This window comes from aff. Roholtiella sp. LEGE 12411 (genome assembly GCF_015206995.1).
Classification (GTDB): Bacteria; Cyanobacteriota; Cyanobacteriia; order Cyanobacteriales; family Nostocaceae; genus Komarekiella.
On record NZ_JADEXR010000035.1, the window covers coordinates 26570 to 47858 of the forward strand.

Here is a 21289-nt window from a genome sequence, read left to right on the forward strand (position 1 = left end):
CACCATATTGCGCTTAGTATGACAGACGTGTTTTTTTTTACAAGTGATTAATTAAGATATGATCTAACAGGCGATCGCTTGCGAAGTTTTTAACTCTACTAACACTTGCAATATCACCTGTCACTAACTAAACCCCTTGCATAGCGGCAAAAAACAGCTTTGCTGGTTTTAGCTCATATTTGTATAAAAAGCACGGTAGAGCTTAAGTTTTTTCACCTTCATAATTAGAAAAAATCGCCAGTAATTCAATATCAGATAGTTTTGACGTAATTTACTAACTATTCTACGGTTAAACTCATTAAAACTTTTAGTACCTCCAGATAACCGATAATTAGCATAATCGGTATATATTGCGTTTTCTTTAAAGTACTGAAAATTCTGAATGAAGTTGGATTGTCTGTAAAAAACTAGCACTTCTGGTAAGTTTGTCAGAGCGATACCTTGTTGAATTATCCTGCTAAAAAACTCATAGTCTTGCGCCCGATGTAATTCTTCACAGTAACCACCGTATTCCTTAAATAAAGACGTCCTGATCATCGCAGCACAATTTGCTATTTTCATTTTGCCTTGTTTAAAGCCCTGATAGACTTTATCCCGAAACCCTGTAGAGACGTTACATGTAACGTCTCTACGTATGATTCATGAAAATGCTAACTGCTGTATTAGCGAGTATTTAATTTAAGTACTAGTTATGCGATATAATATACGATCGCCATATAAAATCGCCTCATACCTAATTGGGTAGAGGGGAAAATAATTAACGAAATTATTAAAATTTACTGTATCATCGGCGACATTATTAACGCAATTGAATGTTGAAAGAGTAGTCGTAGACCTGTATAAAGTTTTACATAGATCACTCCTCATCAGAAACTCTGAATACTTCACAGCTTTTCTTTCTGCATTCTCAGTTGCTGCTGTCGGCTAAATTCTTGCTGTCGGCTAAATTCTTGTTGTCGGCTAAATTCTTGCTGTTGCAATCTCAGTTGTTGCTGTCGGCTAAATTCTTGCTGCTGTAGTCTCATTTCTTGCTGTTGCTGTCTAAATTCTTGCTGTTGTCTCATTTGTTGCCGTTGTCGGCTAAATTCTTGCTGCTGTGATCTCAGTTGCTGTTGTTGTTGTTGCGGTTCTTGAATATATAACTGTAGCCATGTTTTCCTAACTTGCTCTTGTCTTTGCTGATCTCGCTCCTCTTGTTGTTGTCTGATTCTTTCGGGAAATGAGTTTTGCCTTTGAGGATCAGTCTCAATTCTTTCTGCATATACGGGAGCATTAATTGGCAAAACTGTTGTCAGAATAATGAATATTAGCCCTGATTTACACATGAATGAGCCATTCACGATGCAGTTTTCTCCTTACTTGTTATAGGTTAGTTTGAGCGATCGCTCAAATCTTAATCACACAATTAATTATTACTGGCCCTGAGTTGTCCACAAGCAGCATCGGCTTCTAAACCACGAGAGTAGCGGACGCTAACAGCAATTTGTTGTTGCTTAAGGATGTTGACAAAAGCTTGAATGCGATCGCGGTTAGGGCGTTTGTAGTCAACTTCCTGAATCGGGTTGTAAGGAATTAAATTCACATGACTTTGGAATCCTCTGAGACATTTTGCCAGTTCCAATGCATGTTCTGGCAAATCGTTGACACCAGCGAGAAGGACATATTCAAAACTAACCCGGCGTCCAGTAACTTCCACATATTCTCGACACTCACTCAGCAAATCTTCTAGAGGATAGGCGCGAGCGCTGGGGATAAGTTTTTCTCGCAATGCTTGATTAGGAGCATGAAGACTAACAGCAAGAGTCACTTGCAAATGGTGTTGAGCGAACTGACGGATGCGATCGCGAATACCAACTGTTGATACAGTAAGCGATCGCGCTCCTATACCGACATCTTGATTCAAGGATTTCAGAGCTGCTAGTACATTCTCAGTATTCAACAACGGTTCACCTAGTCCCATAAACACTACATTGCTAACGCGTTGCTGAAAATCTTCTTGTACAGTTAACACCTGATCCACGATTTCATGCACTGCTAGATTACGCTTGTAGCCTCCTTTACCCGTAGCGCAGAAATCACACGCCATCGGACAACCCACCTGCGTAGAGACGCAAACTGTCAGCCGGGATTTTGGGCCTTTTCCCCCTTCTCCAAAAGTGGGAATGCCAACAGTTTCAATAATTTGATTATCTGCGAGTTGCAGGAGATATTTTATTGTGCCATCGGGTGCGACAGTGCGGTAGTGTAAAGTTGAGCGTCCAATAGGGATGTGTGCAATTTCCTCACGCCAATTTTTTGGGAAGACAGATATATCAGATAGCGATCGCACTCCCTTTTGATATATCCACTCATGGAGTTGCTTTCCCCTGTAACTAAGTTGTCCCTGCTGCTGCACCCAAGCGGTTAACTCAGCAACCGAAGCACCTAGTAGAGCAATTAGTTCTGATTTTTCTGGGTTGTGTGAGTCAACCGGAGATACAACAGGCGTAGCAGACATAATAAATCAATAATTGATACTGGATCTCTATCCTATAACTTCTTGTTCAAAACTGGAGTTGATTAAGCAGCTTTTTGCCTAAGTGGAATTTCGATCCAGAACTCTGTTCCTTTTCCAAGTTCCGAAATACATTCTATTTTGCCGCTATGCTTATCTACAATGATTTGATAGCTGATTGATAATCCTAAACCAGTGCCTTGTCCCACAGGTTTAGTTGTGAAAAAAGGGTCAAATATTCTTTGCTTAACGTTTTCTGCCATCCCTGAACCATTATCTTTAATACTGATAATTGCACGCTGTTGATTGTCTACCTGAGTTTGGATGGTAATGCTACTAGATTGCTTTGCAATTTCTTGTTTTGAACACACCTTTTCTTCGTAGTGTATAGCATCAATCGCATTACTTAAAATATTCATAAACACCTGATTTATTTGTCCTCCATAACATTCTACAAGAGGTAAATCGCCATATATTTTGATAATTTCAATTGGCTGATAACCAGATTTATTCTCTAGGCGATGTTGCAAAATCAATAGTGTATTATCGATACCCTCATGAATATCAATAGGTTTCATCCCAGCTTGATCGAGTCGCGAGAAGTTCCGTAAATTTAGGACAATCTCACGAATACGTTTAGCGCCGACTTCTAAAGAAGATAAGGTTTTTGGTAGGTCTTCAATGATAAAGTCTAGATCGCCTTTTTTAAGTAAGGCTTCAATTTGCGGATAGGGTTGAGGATAAAACTGTTGGTATATCTGGATTAAACTTAGTAAATACTGAGTGTATTCATTAATATATTTGAGGTTGCCATAAATAAAGTTTACTGGGTTATTAATTTCGTGGGCAACACCAGCAACCAATTGACCCAGACTAGACATTTTTTCAATTTGAATTACTTGCGATTGTGTTTGTTGCAACTCCTTGAGAGTGTTTTCTAACCTTTGTGCTTGTGTTTCGGCAGTCTTAGCCAGATATTCTTGAATTATTAGCGCGTTTTCTAGCTGCGCTTGTCGCTGGGTCAGTTCATCTGTTAATTTCTGAATATCCTCCAAAGCTGTATTTTTAGCTTGTAGCAAAAAAATTAAGTCAACACTCTGGTCATGAATTGCAAAGTCTTTAAGCTTCAAATTAGAGTTAGCTAGAGTCTGTATATTATTTCCCCAAACAGAGCAGAGGAAAATCATAATTTCCTGCTCAGTAACATACATCATTTGCCCTTTAAGAATAATCTTATTATGCAAAGATTCAAACATAAATAAAGAGCTAATACGTTTGGCGATCGCTATAAAATCAATCTGAATATCTGGACGTAAAATCTGAAAATTTTGCTCAATTAAACTGCCTACTAAAGGGACTGGATGAATACGTTGCAAAACCTCTCCTACTTGTACAATCTTCCTTTCACGATTAAACACAATATGAAATGGAAAGGCTTTTGCGAACAACTGCGGTGAAAGATTGAACTGAGGAGAAATCATAACATAGTTAGTTAGGTTTATACTCAATCAAGAAAGCATCATGCTCCGCTCCCTCTTCCCGATTTTGAGTTTGGACAATCTTAACTTCTGTGTTGAACCTTGTCCCCAAACCCTTGAGCAAACCGACAACCATTGCAGCTAGTCCGTGACGATTAGAACGGTAGTCCAATTTTAAAGAATTTTCTTCTGTTTCGGTACATTCAAATGAAGGCGGATGATATTCTGGAAAATTGATACTAAGACGAGTATGAAGATCATCCAAATTTTCTAAGAATTCAGGTAATGTATCGCCACACATGTCCATCATTGCACCGTAGCCTGCCTGACCAGTGTACTGTATCCAATATTCTCCAAAGGCTTGCATAATTTCTGCACCAGATAAGCCGACAACTTCACTTGTCGCCTTTACTAGTTTGTGAGTTAGATCATCAGGATAGGGTTCCATCCTCAAAAAAGTATCTATTTTGATTTCAGCTTTTTGTTTAATTGTCTGCCAGATTTCTTCACCAAAGCGATCGCACACCATATCCTGAATCGCTTTGTTTATTAAGCCGTACATCTAGATATCCTATTATTTATATATCTTTGATTTCATAGTACACAGTCAAGTTGTCAAATTAATATTTCTCTTTTAAATAAGATGACCAATTAATTTGAAAAGTTGCCGTGTTCACTCCTAACTCGCTTCACGAAAAAGGAATTAATTAATATAACTTATTCTGTTCTGAAACTATATTTATTTATAATAAGAGTTTTCCTAACTCCTGTTTTCTGTTTTCATCTCCTGACTATGTTCATTTATATTTAGCTGTGTCTGCTGGTATACGAAGCGGTTTTGTACCCGAATCAACCAAAAGTTGAACCGTTCCATCCCCACATTGCACTTTTGGCATCTGCAAACTCTATGTAAATCCGATTTTTAGACACACCTAGTGTTTGATTAATCTGCTGGCAAAAATCCTGACTCATCGCCTCGGTTTGATCTGGCTTCATTGTACCGATGCTCTTAATTTCAATGTAGCAAACAGGGTCAGTAGTCCCGGCAAATGTCATGGGAATTTCTGGCTCAAACGCAGTCATTACATAGGATTCAGGTTTTCCCAGATGTTTGGCTAACTTGGCAGATAAGCTCAAAAGCATTGTTTCAACTTCAGCTTTTTGAGGAGGAGATACAGAAGTTTGCACTTTAATTAATGGCATAATACACGCTTCAATGATGAGATGAACGAAATAAATGACTATGTTCAGGATGATATAAACGCGATCGCCCTGTTGCTGGCAAGAGTGCTGGACTTATTAGATAAAGTGTAGTACGAATTAGCTTTTCTTGATGAGTAGAATCTGCCATTTGGTTAAGAGGGACAACTCTGATTTTTTCATCGGGCCATCCTAGCCGAAAGCAAATTGCTACTGGGGTTTCGGCTGGATAATGTTCCAGTAGTCTAGCTTGGGCATTTTCAACGTGACGCGCACTCAGATATAAGCAAAGGCTAGCTTGATGTGCCGCCAGAGTAGCTAATTCTTCGGTGACGGGGACTTCTGTACGTCCGCTGATGCGCGTTAGGATAATGGTTTGAACTAAACCGGGAACAGTTAGTTCTACTTTGAGTTTGGCAGCTGCGGCTTGAAAGGCGCTGATACCTGGTATAACTTCAAAAGGAATTTTCGCCTCTGCGAGAAGGTGCATTTGCTCGTGGATAGCGCTGTAGAGACTGGGATCGCCGGAATGGAGACGAACAACAGATTTTTGCGATCGCACTCTTGCGATCATGATTGGCAAAATCTCTTCTAAAGTCTGATTCGCAGTCCTAATGATCTCCGCGTCTTTTCGGCAAAGATCCAAAATCTCTTCAGGTACTAAAGAATCAGCAAATAAAATCACATCGGCAACAGCCAATAGTTTCTGCGCCTTAACCGTCAATAAATCTGGATCTCCAGGGCCTGCCCCCACAATATATACAGATGGTTTTATAGTATGTAGTTTGTTGTTCATAACTAATATTTTCAGTATATTCACGCTTATCAGAACACATAAACAATCCCTTAAAAAATTTTTGGCATTTTCTTCAGTATCTTTCCGGATTTACCCTCTTTTCCCAGTAGAGAGTAATGGTAGATGCACCCTGGTTAAGCCCTAGAGAAAACTCTGGGGCATTTTTTATTTCTTGGTCAACAGTCAAGGGTCAAGGGTCAAGAGTCAGTATTTCTTCCCCTTGTGCTCCCCCTGCTCCCTATCTCCCACTCTCCCCATCTGCCTTAGAGGGAGGAATTACATCGGGTAAAGGGCGTTTGATTAAATAAAGCCAAGCTAACCCAGCTAATCCAAAGATAATTCCTAGCCCACTCACTACTTGTGCCATCCGCAAGGGCCCTAGCATTAAGCTATCAGTGCGAAATCCTTCAATCCACAGGCGTCCTAAGCTGTAGGCTGGCCAGTAGACTAGAAACAGTGTGCCTACCTTCAGGCGTGGCTTGCCAGATAAAGAGCGAAAAAACAACGTTATCAACAGCGTAAACACCATTAAATTCCACAGAGATTCATAGAGGAAGGTGGGATGAAAGTAATCGAAATTAGCATACTCTGAGGGACGATGCTCCAGTGGAATATATAGCTTCCAGGGTAAATTGGTAGGGTCGCCAAAAGCTTCAGAGTTGAAGAAATTGCCCCAACGGCCGATCGCTTGTCCTAAAATCAGCGAAGGAGCTACCAAATCTGCCAGTTGCCAGAAAGAAACTTGCTTGAGTCTGGCAAATATTAACGCTGCCAAAACGCCACCTAGAATCGCTCCGTGAATGGCAATACCTCCTTCCCAGATAGCAATGATTTTTTCTGGAGTTGAGGCATATTTTGACCACTCAAACAAAACGTAATATAGTCTGGCGCCGGGAATTGCCCCAATTAACAACCAAAAGAACAAATCGCTCAGCAAATCTGGATTAACGTTACGGCGCTTTGCCAAGTATTGAGAAAGAATAACACCAATTAATACTGCTGTGGCAATCAACAAACCATACCAGCGGATAATTATTGGCCCTATTTTCACCAGAATCGGTCCCGGAGAAGTAAATTGAAACGCCAAGGGCAAAGTGGAAAAATCCAGTACCATGCAAAATTACCTAGAATATTTCATGAATTATCCACGCACTTTGCTAAGTACGGGGTTTCTTACGTCTTAACTGCTGAACCTACGCTTGAATCCGTCACAAGGAAAGTGGAGACGCAAGTAGAAATTCAGCATCTACGTTTAGGAGTCTAAATTCCTAATGCCTAGTTGAGCATAACTTGTGCCATCAAAACAATTGAGTTTAACACCCTCGGTCAGAGCGTGAGATGGTAGATTTGAGTAAGTTACATACAAAGGTTTCGATATAATCACTTAAACAACTTTGATATATCTAAGATTGTGATTGCTGTTTATCCTGGTAGCTTTGACCCCATTACCTTGGGACACCTTGACCTCATTGGACGCGCCAGTAGGCTGTTTGATCGGGTGATTGTCGCAGTATTGCGGAATCCTAACAAAATGCCACTATTTAGCGTGCAGCAGCGGCTAGAACAGATTAGTCTCTCTACACAGCATCTACCTAATGTAGAAGCAGACAGCTTCGACGGTCTAACTATCAACTATGCTCAAATCCGACAAGCGCAAGTCTTGCTGCGGGGTTTACGGGCAGTGTCAGACTTTGAAATAGAATTGCAAATGGCTCACACCAATAAAACTCTTTCTACTCAAATAGAGACAGTTTTTTTAGCAACCTCAAATGAGTATAGTTTTTTAAGTAGTAGTGTGGTAAAAGAGATTGCAAGGTTTGGTGGCTCTGTCGATCATCTCGTTCCCCCACACATTGCCCTAGATATATACCAATGCTACAACCACAACTCTCCAATGTTGAATCCAATCACAACCCAAGCAATCCCCCTCAAGAGTATGCCAATGGAAACTCCTCCGGAGATGCTTCACGATCAGCAGGTGTAGATATTCAGCAGGAACTTAACCGCCTAGAGGAAATGGTTCTCTCTAGTGTCCGAATTCCGCTGACGGGACGCACGCTCATAGATGAAGAACAACTACTTGATCAGCTAGATTTTATCCGGCTTTCTTTACCATCGGTTTTTCAGGAAGCAGCAGCAATCCTCGAACAAAAGGAGGAAATTCTGCTGGAAGCAGAAGAGTATGGACAGCAAGTTGTTGAAGCAGCACAAGCAAAAAGAGCGCAGATTTTGGCTGAAAGCGATATTGTCAGACAGGCAGAACAGGAAGCTGAACTACTAAGGCGACAAGTGCAACAAGAGTGTGAGGCAATCATGCAAGAAACCCTCACTGAAATTGAACGCAAACGCCATGCTTGTCAGCAAGAGTTGGAGGAAATGCGACAAACAGCGATCGCTCAAGCTCAAAAAATTGAAGATGGTGCTGATGGATATGCCGATGGCGTCCTAGAAAATATCGAGCAGGATCTCCAAGAAATGTTGCGAATTATTACCAATGGACGGCAACAACTGCGAGGAGATAGCTCCACACAGCATAATTCACCTCCTGGCAACAAAAGATAGAGGATCTAAAAAGAACAGATGCGAAATAATTTTAGGTTGGGTTTAGCTACTACTAAACCCAACAAATTTCATTAAAACTTTTAGATTTCCATAGACTAAACTTTACTTACTTAGTGAATAGGTTTAAAATTAGTGCTTGTAATTATTGAGCAAGATTTTTAATCAATGATGATTTTAGCTCAAGTTAATTTTGGATTAAATGTAGCCGGATTAATTGGAATTATTTATTTACTTTTGGCAATAGTTTATTTTATTTTAATGCTAGTTTGGCTAGTACCAAGGGGAACCAGATTAGCAGGCTCGGCTTTACCCGGATTTCTCACAAGCGAGAAAAAAACACTTGGACGAGCAAACTTTAAGATGATTTAATTGATACATCATTAAGTTAGATGAATGAGCAGGATAAATCAAGGTAAAACTTTTCATCTGTAGTTTTTGTTCCTTGAAACGATTCTCCATATCACCTCGTGGGCAATACTTTAACGTTCACGTATTAGTTTAATTACTCGTTGTAATTCTGGCAATGCCTCTTCTGCCGGGTCTACATTTGAAGCACGTAGTTTTGATACTAATAAATGTTTGCCACAAAAAATATAGAATGGAGCATAACAACACCCTTTATAGTAAGGGTTGAAGAAAGATTTATCTTGATTACCGTGTACTAAATTATCAGTAACATCTAAATCTAAAATTATCTGTCGTGGTGGTTTCTGAGAGGATTCTAAAAATATTTCAACTAGCAGTTTTTCTATTGCTTCTGCATCATGTTCAATTCGATGATATCGACTATCGGCTCTATTTGAAACATCTTCTGGACAGTGTTCAAGACGATTTAAGGTACTTGGTGATTTTATTGCTTGGAAGTCCCTTATGATTTTTGTTGAGTAATTTATTCCTTGGAAGTCCCTTACCGTCAGGGTCGCCTGGAATTTGACCTTCCGCTACCACAAAAATGTAGTCATTGGAAAAAAAACCTTCAGAAAATTCACCCAGAAGCTTAATTTTCTGGAGTTTGGCAAGCGATATACTTTGGGAGACGGCTGACAGTCCTTCGTCGGGGGAGAGTTCAATGATTACTCTGCCTGGAATGATCCATATCGATCAATTGATTGCCACGTTGATGCAGGTGGTAATCGAAAATGCAGGAGCCGAAACTGGCAGTCTGGTTCTCCTGGAAGAGGATCAACTCACTGTGGTGGCTCAATGTAGGGGAAGTAGACAGTGTAACCTAGAAAAGTTTGCTGCTGCCGACTGTGCAACGATTCCTGTCTGCGTCATTCACTCGGTAGAACGCACATCTGAAACTTTGGTGTTTGATGATGCAGTCAGCGAACCATCTTTTTCAACTGATCCTTACATTCAACACCAACAGACGCGATCGCTCCTTTGTATGCCAATTCTCAAGCAAAATCAGCTTATCGGCATCCTTTATCTGGAGAACAATCTCAGCACTGGAGTGTTTACTAGAGATCGCTTGCAAGTCCTTAAACTGTTGATGGCTCAGGCAGCAATTTCACTAGAAAATGCTCGACTGTATGAACAGTTAGAAGACTATGCCGAAACACTGGAACGGAAAGTAGAAGAACAAACTCAAGCCTTGCAGCAGGAGATCGCGGAACGTCAACAAACCGAAGCCGCATTGAGACAAAGTGAAGCAAATTATCGCAACCTGCTACAAACCGCGAATTCCGTCATCATTCGCTATGATCCGCAAGGACGGATTCGCTACATCAACGATTATGGGGTAAAACTTCTTGGCTATGAAGAACATCAGATTTTAGGGCGGAGCTTATTTGAAACCATCATTCCAGAAGCCGAACTTTCTGGACGCGATGTGAGACCCTTTGTCCATGATTTACTTCGTAATCCTCAATCGTACCCGCAAGGCGAGGGTGAAAACCTGTGTCGAGACGGTCGGCGAGTTTGGGTTGTTTGGTCGAATCAAGCCATCTTCAATGAACAGGGAGATGTCGTTGAAATCTTATCGGTTGGCAACGACACCACCCAGCGCAAACAAGTAGAAGAGGCATTACAACGCAGTGAAGCCAAGTTCCGAGCTATCTTTGAAAACTCACAGGTTGGTATCTACCGAACCCGCACCTATGATGGCTTAATTCTCAATGCCAATCAACGCTTTGCCGATCTGTTTGGCTTTGATTCACCCCAAGAGATTATTGGAATTGAACACACTATAGGCTATTGGGTCAATCCCAGCGATCGCCAACAAGGCATTGAGGTGATGAAGCGGGATGGGGAAGTGCGAAGCTATGAAGCACAGATGCGAAAACGAGATGGGACAGTGTTTTGGGGACTTTTCTCTTCTTATCTGAATGCAGCCGATGACTACATCGAAGGGGTGATTGCGGATATTAGCGATCGCGTATCAGCAGAAGTCGCGTTGCAAGCCTCTGAAGCAGAACTACGGGCGCTCTTTTCAGCCATCCCTGATCCAATATGTATCTTCAATGCTGAGGGGCAATTGATCTGTGCGATTCAAGGAAATCCGTCCTATGGAGAGTTGCACCGGAAGGAGTATATTGGCAGAACACTGCATCAACTCTATGCTCAGGAAGAAGCTGATGAATTCTTGAGTTACATTCAGCAGGTGCTGAGAACCCAACAAGTTCTCACCGTTGAATACAGCCAATGGATAGCTGGACGAGAAATCTGGTTTTCGGCTCGCATTGCCCCGATTCAGCATGAGCAGGTGATTTGGATAGCGCGAGATATTACGCCGCAAAAGCGAGCGGAAGCAGCCTCGATTTTGGAAGAACGTAACCGCATGGCACGCGAAATTCACGACACACTCGCTCAGGCGTTTACGGGCATTCTGGCTCAGGTGGGAGCGGCAAAACAGGTGCTAACGGATGATTCAGAAGCAACTCAGGCACACCTAGACCTGATCAAAGAATTGGCACGAACAGGACTGACTGAAGCGCGGCGATCGGTCGTTGCGCTGCGTCCTCAGCTTTTGGAGGAAGGCAGTTTACAGAGCGCTTTACATCGTCTGGTTGCTCAACTCAGAACTGCCGCAATGGATACCACTTTATATTATGAGATCGAGGGTGCAGTGTATTCTTTACCGACTGAAGTCGAGAGTAATCTATTGCGCATGGGGCAGGAAGCCTTAACCAATGCGATTCGACACGCCAATGCTGATGAAATTCGAGTGAAGCTAGGATACGATCGCGATCAGTTTTGTTTGCGCGTGCAAGACAATGGACAGGGCTTTGGAGTTGGGAGTATTCCAGCCTCTGAGGGTTTTGGCTTACTAGGCATGAGCGAACGAGCAGAGCGCATCGGTGCACAACTCACGATTCGGAGTCAACCTGGAGAAGGTACAGAGATGATTGTTACCGTCGATCGGGAGGCATCACAATGAGCCAAGCCATTCGGGTTCTCATTGCAGACGATCATGCTATTTTTCGGCAAGGATTAGCCACGATTATTAACCGTGACCCAGATATGCAGGTGATTGCCCAAGCCGAAAATGGGGAACAGGCGATCGCTCTATTTGAGGAACACCAACCGGATGTCACGCTCATGGATCTGCGAATGCCTGAAGTGGAAGGAGTTGCCGCCATCGGTGCAATTTGTGCTACTGCTAAATCTGCCCGGATTATTGTACTGACCACGTATGATAGTGACGAAGATATTTATCGGGGATTGCAGGCAGGCGCAAAAGGATATCTGTTGAAAGAAACTGAACCTGACGAGCTTCTGAATGCGATTCGTACCGTTCATCGGGGTCAGAAGTATATTCCGCCTGATGTAGGAGCAAAGTTGGTACAGCGCCTCAGCAATCCAGAACTGAGTGAACGAGAACTAGAAGTACTCCACTCACTGGCACAGGGGATGAGTAATGCCGATATTGCGACTGCTTTGAGTATTGGTGAAGGCACGGTTAAATCTCATGTCAATCGCATTCTGAATAAGTTAGATGTCAGCGATCGCACTCAGGCTGTGATTGTTGCCGTTAAACGCGGCATTGTCAATTTGTAGGATGTACTTTCGAGCGACTTCTGATTCTAACTTAAGTTATAGCCAGTCTTCTACTCTGCGATGGCAGCGTTACTCTATCAATTTGTACTATAAAAGTTTTAACTTACTGTAGACGACGGCTTGAAAGCGATCTCCTATATTGAGTTTATGCAAACAGTCATACAGTCAATGGATTGAGCAAGTAAATTGCAAGGTTCCATCCTTGACGCAAATGTAGAAAAATGAACAACGATCGTAGCTACAGTTCCTTGCTTGTACCGCCTTCAACCAAGGATTGGATGCAAGGTGTGCTGAGTGCCAAGGTCGTGCTGGTGATGTATGGAGACTATCAATGCTCTAAAAGTGCGGACGTTTACAAGCTGATTAAATCGCTCAAACCAGAGCTGAGTGCTTCTTTCAAAGAGAATTCTTTATGCTTTATCTTCCGTCATTTTCCGCAAGCACAGATTCATCCTCATGCTCAACGGTCCGCCCAAGCGGCTGAAGCCGCTGCTACTCAAGGACGGTTTTGGTCAATGCACGATACTTTATTTGCCCATAACAGAAGGTTGGAGAATGGTTATCTTGTCGAGTACGCCAACGATTTAGGGCTTGATATTCCTCAGTTTCTCAAAGAGTTGTCTAAACAAGTACATGTCGATCGCATCAATGAAGATATCGAAAGTGGATGCAAGAGTGGAATAACAGCTGCTCCAGCCCTATTTATCAATAACATTCGATATGCCGGACGCTGGAAAATGGCAGAGTTGATGACAGCTATTGTTGCTGCAAGTCACTAAGCTCTATTCATATCTGACTTGTTTGTTAGTGATATTTATACTCACCTCGATCGAGACTTGTCACTGGCTGAACTTGCAGAGATTCTTAATCTTAGCCCGACTTACTTTGCCACTGCATTCAAACAAGCGACCGAGATTTCTCCACGCCAGTATGTGATTCAACAGCGAGTGAGACGGGCGAAATTGATGCTGTCGAAAACGGATTTAGCGATAACCCTTCGGGATAGCTTCTCTACGAGAGGCTGCGCCAACGCTTACCGCGGACATCGCTCTACAAGTCGGCTTCTCCAGCCAGAGCCATTTAACGGAACACTTCAAGCGGTTTACTGGGATGACCCCCAAGCAAGTTCGCTAGCGACCTAATAATCCAGTAAACTGCCATATTGATCGCTTAGTCACAAAGAATTGTAGATAGCAGAGCCTATAGGAGAGAACGAATGGCTGTTCAAAATGTTCACCACCAACCGATCCAATCTTCCGCCTCTCGTCGCAATGTTCTCATTGTCGGAGGTGGACCCGCAGGACTAGCATCCGCGCTAATGTTAGCTAAACGAGGCTGGACTGAAATTACAGTTCTAGAGAGACGAATGACAGCAGATGACCATGAGCCAGACAAGTCATTTAACTACTTAATTGATGCTCGTGGTCAGCAATTTACAGATCTACTAGGTTTAACCGAGCCATTATCAAAGATCAGTGTTCCAGCAACAGAATTCCAGATTACTCGCATCCAGCCCAACGGCGATCGCAAAACACTACAACAGTCGTTTAATGATCCAAAATCTGCCTACTGGGTATTCCGCAGCGCGTTTTTGCAACTACTGTATCAAGAAATTGAACAACATTGGAGCCATCAGATTACCGTATTGTTCAACAGTCGCTGTGTCGCTATCAACAAAACGATCGAACATGAAACAGAATCGCTGGAGGTTATGGTTGAACGTGAAAATTCCTCGCTCACAGAACGATTTCAGCCAACGCTTCTAATGGGTTGTGATGGTCTTCAATCAGTCGTTCGCTCAACGCTCAACACCTGGGACAACTCCAGCAAATTTGAAGTTCAAAAACTTCCTTCTCCAAGTTCTGGCTTGCGATATAAGGTGTTACGCCTACCACCCAATTTTCCCCTAGATGCTGAAGGGGAAAAACATGCTGTATCGACTCAGTCTTATGCAATCCGAGGGAAATTTCGAGAACGACGACGCGCACTGTCGCTGGGGCTACTGCCCATTAAAGATCCAAACACGCATCGACCTGCAATGTTAATCAATTGGGCAGATCATCAACTCTGGCAATTGCAAACTGGTGAAGACGTACTGAATTTTCTTGAACATGCCTTTCCCCAACTGCCGCTACGTCAGGTCATATCGCCCCAAGAAGCCGATCGATTTGCCCAGAGCGACGGGGGAACTTTCCCAATGCCGCAGTTTTGTTCTGGGCTGCATTATCTCTTACCACGTCCCGCAGAAAGAGAATTCAACGAAACGACTACATCCGGTGTTCTGCTCCTTGGTGATGCTGCTCATTGCTTTCCTCCCGATATCGGACAGGGTGTGAATGCTGCTTTAGAGGATGTGTTTGTCTTGAATCAATTACTGACGGAAAACGAAGACGATCTGACGCGATCGTTGGCTGCTTACGAAGTGGTGCGATCGCCCAATAGTGAAGCACTGGTTCGCCTGGTTCAAATTGCTGCTCCCTGGCAGTATAATCAAGCTCCACTGCGGACAAAACTTTGGTTCATGAGATCTGTGATCCGCTTGGGATTGAGCAAATTTCTACCCTTTATTAGTCTACCGATCGCTTTTTTGGTTCGCGATCCTCAATATTCATATCGATCGCTTTGGTTGAACGAGCAACGCACATCCCGCATTCTCTCTTTGATGGGTTGGATAAGTTTCATCGGACTTTTAAGCATCGTAGCGCTGCTTTTACAACGAAATTGATGCTATCGAAAACAGATTTAGCGATTACCCGCAGGGGAACTTGCTTCTCTACGAGAGGCTGCGCCAACGCAAACCGCAGACATTGCTTTACAAGTCGGTTTCTCCAGTCAAAGCCATCTGACCCAACAGCTTAAGCGCCTCACTGGCATGACCCCAAAACAGGTTCGCTAACTTCCAAGCACTACATACACGCACGAGTAAAGGAGACAAAGATGAGGATCAAAGCAATCCAAGGAAAGCAGGGAATCGGAACGGAAGTGAAAGACGTGACTTACGTAGAGGCTGCCAGGTGGGGTAAGTATCAGTGGTGGCGGTATCTTCTGGGGCTGACGATCATCCTCTTTGCATGGATGGTCGCCGCCAACTTCGTTAGCGCGATCGTCGCGCTAGCGCTCGGTGGCAAGGAGGGTGTCGCAGCACTCAGTCGGCTAGATTACGCCGCGTTCGGTTCCGTAGGGGGCTTCGTCGTGGTCATGGCAGGTTTTCCGGTGTTCCTTGCGGGAATTCTCATTGCCGTCTCCCTCATCCACCAGCGTCATCCCCGGACGCTCGTCACGGCGCGGGAGAAGATTAGTTGGACTCGCATCGGTCACGGCTTCGTGGCTGGGTTCGTGCCCTGGGTGCTGCTCGGCGGGTTGGGGCAGTACTTCCTCTATCCCAATAGCTTCTCCTTCAACTCCGATCTCAAGACGTTTGTGCTCTTCGTGCCGATCGCACTAGTCATCACTGCGATCCAGACGACCACCGAGGAGCTTTTCTTTCGCGGGTACATCGTACAGGGCGCGAGCCTGATCTGGTCTAATCGCGTGTTTCTGGCGATCGTGTCGGCTGTGATATTCACCCTGCCGCACGCCACCAACCCGGAGTCACAGGAGGGTGGCTGGATCGGGATGTTCCTCGGCTACTTCGTCGGCACGGGTCTTTTGTATGCGGTCGTTTCATTGATCGACGGCACCACCGAGCTTGCGATCGGCGCGCACTTCGCCAACAACCTCGCGTACTTTCTCTTGTTCAACTGGTCTGGAAGCTTCTTCACTACGCCAGCCCTGTTCAGTATCAGCGAGTATCATGCGAGATTTTACGACTTCACATCTCTCGTGCTGATTCCCGTCTTCCTGGTGATCGTTTTCCGGGTGTTCAAACGCGACAAGGCATCGGAACCCGTTTCTTAGAGCGATCGCAATGGTCGTCGGCAATCCCATCGAACCTTGAAAACAATCGCAAAGGCAACCAGCGGTCAGATCCAAGCACTACACAATCTAAGCACTACATACATGAGTAAAGGAGACAAAGATGAGGCTCAAAGCAATCAAAGGACATCAGGGAATCCGAACGGAAGTGAAAGACGCGACTTACATGGATGCTGCTCGGTGGGGCAAACATCGGGGGTGGCGATATGTTCTGGGACTGATGATCATTCTCTTTGCGTGGTTGGTTGTCGGTAGTGGTGCCAGCGTACTCGTCGCGTTCGCGCTCGGCGGACAGGCAGATCCCTCGGCGCTCGGGCTTGTGGAATACTACCTGTTTGTCATGGCGAGTTTTCTGTTCTTCCTCGCGGGAGTCCTTATCGCTGTCTGCCTCGTCCACCGCCGCCACCCCCGGACGCTCGTCACGGCGCGGGAGCGGATAGACTGGCATCGGGTCGGTCATGGGTTCGTGGCGTGGTTCGTGCCGTACTGCCTCATAGGTGGGCTAGGGCAATATCTGTTCTACCCAGATACCTTCTCCTTTAACTCCGACCTCTTAACGTTCGCACTTTTCGTCCCGATCGCACTGGTCATCACTGCGATCCAGACGACTACTGAGGAGCTTTTCTTTCGCGGATACATTGTGCAGGGCACGAGCCTCGTCTGGACGAACCCCGTCTTTCTGGCGATCGCGTCAGCCGTGATATTCACCCTGCCGCACCTCCTCAACCCAGAGGCGATCGCGGGCGGCTGGATCACGGTCTTTTTTAGCTACTTCCTCGTTCCGGGTCTGGTGTGGACTGTGGTCTCGTTGATTGATGGAACCACCGAACTCGCCATCGGCGTACACTTCGCGAACAACATCGGCGGGGTACTCCTGTTCAACATCACTGGAAGTGCCTTGCCCTCACCCGCTCTGTTCACAATCAGCGAATATCACGCGACCTACGGGGCGCTATCAGTGCTGGTTGCAATACCCGTGTTTCTGGCGATCGCCTACGGGGTGTTCAAGCAGGAGTCGCCCCAATCCGTTTCCCAGAGCCACCAGAAGGGTCGTTGGTGACCCCGATCCCGAACCCATCAGCAACTGAAGTCAGCAACCCGATAAAAGGAGTCAATTATCATGCCTCGTGTTTCTTCAAATCACCTGCGGGAGTCGGGAAAGCCCCCTTCCGCGTCATCGGCTCGGCCTAGCAAGACCTCCCGTCCGGGCTGGCCCGAGATTATCGTCGGACTCGTCGTCTATTTAATCGTAGGGTTCGGAGGCGTCTCGCTGTTCAAGCAACTCGGTCTTGACCCCGTGATCCACGGCCTGATCTTGGCTGCATGGACCGGCGTCGCCACCCTCATCGCGTTCACGGCAGCCGCGCGGCTGCGGATCCGTTCCCTGAGCGCCTTCGGTGTACGCCGAACCTCCAGTCGCTGGCTTCTGACCAGTGTTGGCGTAGGGCTGGTTGCCTTTGTGCTCAAGGGTCTGGCGATCATGGCCTGGATCCAGATCACCGGAGACACGGACAATGTCCAGGATGTTTACGCAGAGGGTGGTCGCGGCGGGTTACTGTCTCTGGTTTTGTCCACAGTATTGATCTCCGTCTTCTCACCCTTCGGCGAGGAACTGCTCTATCGCGGCATCGTCACCAACGCGCTGCTGCGCTATGGCTCGTTCGCTGGGGTGGTGGGCAGCACCGTGATCTTCGCCCTCATGCACGGTATTAACATTGTCTTTCCGGCGGCCATTGTGGCCGGTCTCGCTACCTCTGAGGTCTTCCGTCGTAGCGGCTCGATCTGGCCCGGTCTCGTCGTTCATATTGTTTTCAACCTGCCCACAATTCCGGTGATGGTAGCTACTGGTATGAACTGATAAGACGGATCATCTGGAGGTTAAACTAATGGCAACTCTGAAACAATTTGGGATTTTATTTATATTGGGCAGTGTGGGCATTGTCATGTTCACGATCGCGTCTATTCCTTTAGTCGAGCAACAGTTAGCGAAACTGTCTCCAGAAATACTGGAAAAAGTGCCTCCATTGTGGATTTTAATGCTTCTGCAAGGACTACAGTATTCAATTCTACTGGCAATCAGCATTCTGGTCGGAATTGGTTGTGCCTATCGTGTTGGATTAAGCTCCCATTTGATTGATCATTGGGTGTTTCACACCGCTAAGTCTCCATCTTTTGCCGTTGAGATGAAGTGGAGCTTGGGTGTGGGTGCAGCGGCGGCGATCGTTCTCTTGTTGATCGATCAATTGATGCAACCTGTCCTACCTGAAGCGCTACGGGCAGCCAATAATACAGAGCCAAGTTGGTTGAATTTGCTCACAGCAATGTTCTATGGCGGCATCACTGAGGAAATTTTGATGCGCTGGGGTTTAATGTCGCTGCTTGTTTGGATCGCGTGGAAAGGGCTAAAACAAGGCGTTACGTTGCCAAGCCAAGGGATTTACCAGGGTGCGATCTTTGTAGCCGCGTTGGTATTTGGACTACTACACCTGCCAGCGACTGCTGCGATCGTTCCCCTCACTCCAGTTGTGATTATTCGGGCGTTGTTACTGAATGGGATTGCGGGGATTGCGTTTGGCTGGCTCTTTTGGCAATATTCGCTAGAGGCTGCAATGTTAGCCCATATCAGCGTTCATGCTTTTACCTCTGTTCTTAGCGGTTTACTGGCAAGGTTGGCTTAAGTTTTGGAATAGATATCGTAGGGCTAGCACTGCCCACAAAGCTTTACCGTGAAAGGTTTTAAAAATGGTGGGCGATGCCCACTACTTGAATTGATGCTCAACTCTACAGTTTTAAGGTGGTAAATCAAATGATTCAGTACAAAGATTTTGCGCCTCGGATTACTGAACGGGGACCCTTCGGCGGAGCTTCCGATTATGAATCCTTCTCTGAGGTTGTGAGTGCTGTAAATCAGTGGATTGAAAATACAACGATACAGGTGATCAATGTTGAAACTGTTGTTTTACCCGATCGGATTGAAGGCACAAGTGATGATGTCTACGGAGTGACGACCAGTAATGCTTTCCACCCAGTGATGATCAGTCAGGGTCTTGCAATCAAATGCTTTCAATGTGTGCGTGTGTGGTACAGAGAATAAGCTTCACCGGAGAAGAAATAATGAAACGATTTACCTTGTTTACTTTCCTGTACCTCGCGCTGGGAGTTTGCCTGAGTGCGATCGCACTTGGATACCCAAACCTGCCTTCGGATCTTCAAAGAAGCTTGTTCATCAGTGCAGGAACCTCCTACATTTTTTGTCTCCTCAGCACCTTCCCATTTTGGCGCGAGAGGACGATCCGCTTCTATCGCAGACGGAATTCACCGGTAATTCTACCCTGGTTGGTGATTGGATACTATATTGTTTGGATGATCTGGGAGGTTCAGAGTCAGAACTGGACGATGGAAGCCATTTTAGGAGCGTTTTGGCGGCTAATAGTTGTCTTACCGTTTGTAGAACTCATTGTGATTACATGGCAAGTGAATTCTGAACATTAGTGTCTAAATTAGATGGAGTAATAACTCCGACACGAAATTGATGCTAACTAGAACTGATCCATCAGGAGGACAATCATGAAACTTCAAACCATTTTCAGATTAATAACGATCGCTACAGGATTGCTCGGAGGTTCACTCACTCATCCCGCGATCGCCCACAGCATTCCTCCACAACAAACCTCCCCCATTCTGATCGCCACTGCCTACACTGATTTAACCTTACCTACCTTACGCCAAGGTGATCGCGGCACAAACGTGCAATTGTTACAGCGCATCCTTCAAGACAATGGCTTTTTAGGAGCCGCAGGTGTGAGGTTAGGCAATCCAAGAGAGGCGCTCGTCGATGGCATCTTTGGTGCGGTCACAGCTTCTGCAATACGAGATTTACAGCAACGATACAGAATCCCAGTTACAGGGCGAGTCAATCCAACCACCTGGGAAGTCCTGGATATGCACGAAAACCCCTATCGATCCCCGCTTCCCTGGAAACAACAGAACATTACACAACCATAAGCCACAGAAGATTTCTAATGAACCGAAAGATTCTTTCAACCAAAATCACAACCACAATCGCAATCACAATTCTGTTCGGCGTACTCCTACTGTTCAATTTTCCATCCCTGGCTCAAGTCAGTTCACAAGTGATTCCCAGAATCGAAGTGATCGAAAGTTCTGAAGGGATTCCACCCAGCTACCGTTTAGTCATTAGCCGGTCGCAGGACAATGTTTATGTCTTCTGTCCGACTGACTTCGAGCCACAGTTGGACTATCTGCGAAATGTGAAGGCGATTCAATGTAAGCCGTTTACCAGTCCCTAGAAGTAAACCAGTTAGGGGCAACAGCATAACAACTCACACCACTTTGTTGCTTTGAACAGAGGAGAGATTCAGATGTCAGAGAACAATAAAGCAATTTTAGAAGCGGCAAACGCGGCGATCGCCCAAGGCAACAATGAAGGATTCTTGGTGTTCTGCACCGACGACACGCAATGGACGTTTGTAGGAGACAAAACCCTCAACGGAAAAGAAGCCGTTCGCCAATGGATGGCAACGACATACGTAGAGCCGCCAAATTTTATGGTCGCTAACTTAATCGCTGAAGGTGATTTTATTACGGCACTCGGCGACATCACAATGAAGGACGAAGACGGGAAGACGACTCATTACTCGTACTGCGACATCTGGCGCTTTCGCGGCAGCAGGATTGTCGAATTAAGGGCTTTCTTGACATACTCACCTGCCTGAAGGCGAGGTGATTCTTGACGCTTCGTTGACAGATGCTACCGGAGTAGTCTTATCCCGTCTCTGCGTCCGTTTAGAGTCGTGGCAATGCCCTATCCCGACTTTGTTT

The 21289-nt window shown here is 45.2% G+C and carries 26 protein-coding genes and 2 pseudogenes; 19 read left to right on the forward strand and 9 right to left on the reverse strand.

Annotation, left to right across the window (positions count from 1 at the left end; translation table 11 throughout):
* Positions 1 to 168: 168 nt before the first annotated feature.
* The 8 genes from IQ246_RS10625 to lgt all read right to left on the reverse strand — a co-directional run bounded on the left by IQ246_RS10625 (position 169) and on the right by lgt (position 7082).
* Positions 169 to 537, reverse strand: coding sequence for a hypothetical protein (locus tag IQ246_RS10625; RefSeq protein WP_194002749.1), 369 nt, complete (start codon positions 535 to 537; stop codon positions 169 to 171).
* A 347-nt stretch (positions 538 to 884) separates the two neighbouring features.
* Complete coding sequence (locus IQ246_RS10630; protein WP_194002751.1) at positions 885 to 1340, reverse strand: hypothetical protein; 456 nt, start codon at positions 1338 to 1340, stop codon at positions 885 to 887.
* A gap of 65 nt (positions 1341 to 1405) precedes the next feature.
* Positions 1406 to 2497, reverse strand: a complete 1092-nt coding sequence (rlmN, locus tag IQ246_RS10635; RefSeq protein WP_194002753.1) for a 23S rRNA (adenine(2503)-C(2))-methyltransferase RlmN — start codon at positions 2495 to 2497, stop codon at positions 1406 to 1408.
* Positions 2498 to 2559: 62 nt separating this feature from the next.
* A complete protein-coding gene (locus tag IQ246_RS10640; protein WP_194002755.1) occupies positions 2560 to 3975 on the reverse strand; it encodes an ATP-binding protein in 1416 nt (471 codons plus the stop codon).
* A gap of 7 nt (positions 3976 to 3982) precedes the next feature.
* A complete protein-coding gene (locus IQ246_RS10645) occupies positions 3983 to 4534 on the reverse strand; it encodes a heme NO-binding domain-containing protein (protein ID WP_194002757.1) in 552 nt (183 codons plus the stop codon).
* 287 nt (positions 4535 to 4821) lie between these two features.
* A complete protein-coding gene (locus tag IQ246_RS10650) occupies positions 4822 to 5175 on the reverse strand; it encodes a phenylpyruvate tautomerase MIF-related protein (RefSeq protein ID WP_194002759.1) in 354 nt (117 codons plus the stop codon).
* A 10-nt stretch (positions 5176 to 5185) separates the two neighbouring features.
* Positions 5186 to 5968, reverse strand: coding sequence for a precorrin-4 C(11)-methyltransferase (gene cobM, locus IQ246_RS10655; RefSeq protein WP_194002760.1), 783 nt, complete (start codon positions 5966 to 5968; stop codon positions 5186 to 5188).
* 238 nt (positions 5969 to 6206) lie between these two features.
* On the reverse strand, positions 6207 to 7082 hold the full coding sequence (gene lgt / locus IQ246_RS10660) for a prolipoprotein diacylglyceryl transferase (RefSeq protein WP_194002762.1): 876 nt from the start codon (positions 7080 to 7082) through the stop codon (positions 6207 to 6209).
* 297 nt (positions 7083 to 7379) lie between these two features.
* On the opposite strand from lgt, the gene coaD reads away from it, so the two are divergent.
* The 3 genes from coaD to IQ246_RS10675 all read left to right on the forward strand — a co-directional run bounded on the left by coaD (position 7380) and on the right by IQ246_RS10675 (position 8899).
* Positions 7380 to 7952: a pantetheine-phosphate adenylyltransferase gene (gene coaD, locus IQ246_RS10665; RefSeq protein ID WP_194002764.1), complete on the forward strand. Its 573-nt coding sequence runs from the start codon at positions 7380 to 7382 to the stop codon at positions 7950 to 7952.
* Positions 7841 to 8530, forward strand: a complete 690-nt coding sequence (locus IQ246_RS10670; RefSeq protein WP_194002766.1) for a DivIVA domain-containing protein — start codon at positions 7841 to 7843, stop codon at positions 8528 to 8530. Before coaD ends, IQ246_RS10670 begins: the two co-directional genes overlap by 112 nt.
* Positions 8531 to 8695: 165 nt before the next feature.
* Positions 8696 to 8899: a hypothetical protein gene (locus tag IQ246_RS10675; RefSeq protein WP_194002769.1), complete on the forward strand. Its 204-nt coding sequence runs from the start codon at positions 8696 to 8698 to the stop codon at positions 8897 to 8899.
* A gap of 113 nt (positions 8900 to 9012) precedes the next feature.
* Here the strand turns inward: IQ246_RS10675 and IQ246_RS10680 are convergent.
* Positions 9013 to 9423 (reverse strand): annotated as a pseudogene (locus IQ246_RS10680) (transposase); the annotation flags it as partial.
* 119 nt (positions 9424 to 9542) lie between these two features.
* Here IQ246_RS10680 and IQ246_RS10685 point away from each other — a divergent pair.
* The 16 genes and pseudogenes from IQ246_RS10685 (at position 9543) to IQ246_RS10755 (ending at position 21183) form a co-directional block, all read left to right on the forward strand.
* Positions 9543 to 11912, forward strand: a complete 2370-nt coding sequence (locus IQ246_RS10685; RefSeq protein ID WP_208492114.1) for a PAS domain S-box protein — start codon at positions 9543 to 9545, stop codon at positions 11910 to 11912.
* A complete protein-coding gene (locus IQ246_RS10690) occupies positions 11909 to 12532 on the forward strand; it encodes a response regulator transcription factor (RefSeq protein ID WP_194002771.1) in 624 nt (207 codons plus the stop codon). Before IQ246_RS10685 ends, IQ246_RS10690 begins: the two co-directional genes overlap by 4 nt.
* Before the next feature lie 221 nt (positions 12533 to 12753).
* Entirely contained in the window at positions 12754 to 13311 is a 558-nt protein-coding gene (locus IQ246_RS10695; protein ID WP_194002773.1) for a DsbA family protein, read from the forward strand.
* A gap of 57 nt (positions 13312 to 13368) precedes the next feature.
* Positions 13369 to 13461 (forward strand): annotated as a pseudogene (locus IQ246_RS31255) (helix-turn-helix transcriptional regulator); the annotation flags it as partial.
* Between the two features lie 115 nt (positions 13462 to 13576).
* Positions 13577 to 13666: an AraC family transcriptional regulator gene (locus IQ246_RS31260; RefSeq protein ID WP_339379238.1), complete on the forward strand. Its 90-nt coding sequence runs from the start codon at positions 13577 to 13579 to the stop codon at positions 13664 to 13666.
* 82 nt (positions 13667 to 13748) lie between these two features.
* Complete coding sequence (locus tag IQ246_RS10705) at positions 13749 to 15257, forward strand: NAD(P)/FAD-dependent oxidoreductase (RefSeq protein WP_194002775.1); 1509 nt, start codon at positions 13749 to 13751, stop codon at positions 15255 to 15257.
* A gap of 81 nt (positions 15258 to 15338) precedes the next feature.
* Positions 15339 to 15428: an AraC family transcriptional regulator gene (locus tag IQ246_RS31265; RefSeq protein WP_339379239.1), complete on the forward strand. Its 90-nt coding sequence runs from the start codon at positions 15339 to 15341 to the stop codon at positions 15426 to 15428.
* A gap of 41 nt (positions 15429 to 15469) precedes the next feature.
* Positions 15470 to 16429, forward strand: a complete 960-nt coding sequence (locus IQ246_RS10715) for a CPBP family intramembrane glutamic endopeptidase (protein WP_194002776.1) — start codon at positions 15470 to 15472, stop codon at positions 16427 to 16429.
* A gap of 121 nt (positions 16430 to 16550) precedes the next feature.
* The gene (locus IQ246_RS10720; RefSeq protein ID WP_194002778.1) at positions 16551 to 17507 is read left to right on the forward strand and encodes a CPBP family intramembrane glutamic endopeptidase; all 957 of its coding nucleotides are present in this window, start codon (positions 16551 to 16553) and stop codon (positions 17505 to 17507) included.
* A gap of 60 nt (positions 17508 to 17567) precedes the next feature.
* A complete protein-coding gene (locus IQ246_RS10725; protein WP_194002780.1) occupies positions 17568 to 18305 on the forward strand; it encodes a CPBP family intramembrane glutamic endopeptidase in 738 nt (245 codons plus the stop codon).
* A gap of 28 nt (positions 18306 to 18333) precedes the next feature.
* Positions 18334 to 19125, forward strand: a complete 792-nt coding sequence (locus tag IQ246_RS10730; protein ID WP_194002782.1) for a CPBP family intramembrane glutamic endopeptidase — start codon at positions 18334 to 18336, stop codon at positions 19123 to 19125.
* A gap of 128 nt (positions 19126 to 19253) precedes the next feature.
* Positions 19254 to 19541 carry a hypothetical protein gene (locus tag IQ246_RS10735; RefSeq protein WP_194002784.1) on the forward strand — a complete coding sequence of 96 codons (288 nt, stop codon included), beginning with the start codon at positions 19254 to 19256 and terminating at the stop codon, positions 19539 to 19541.
* A 20-nt stretch (positions 19542 to 19561) separates the two neighbouring features.
* Positions 19562 to 19939 (forward strand): hypothetical protein, encoded by a 378-nt coding sequence (locus IQ246_RS10740; protein WP_194002786.1) that lies wholly within the window; start codon positions 19562 to 19564, stop codon positions 19937 to 19939.
* Between the two features lie 75 nt (positions 19940 to 20014).
* Positions 20015 to 20452, forward strand: a complete 438-nt coding sequence (locus IQ246_RS10745) for a peptidoglycan-binding protein (protein WP_194002788.1) — start codon at positions 20015 to 20017, stop codon at positions 20450 to 20452.
* Between the two features lie 17 nt (positions 20453 to 20469).
* Positions 20470 to 20757 (forward strand): hypothetical protein, encoded by a 288-nt coding sequence (locus IQ246_RS10750; protein WP_163927108.1) that lies wholly within the window; start codon positions 20470 to 20472, stop codon positions 20755 to 20757.
* Between the two features lie 72 nt (positions 20758 to 20829).
* Complete coding sequence (locus tag IQ246_RS10755) at positions 20830 to 21183, forward strand: nuclear transport factor 2 family protein (protein ID WP_194002790.1); 354 nt, start codon at positions 20830 to 20832, stop codon at positions 21181 to 21183.
* Positions 21184 to 21289: the final 106 nt, after the last annotated feature.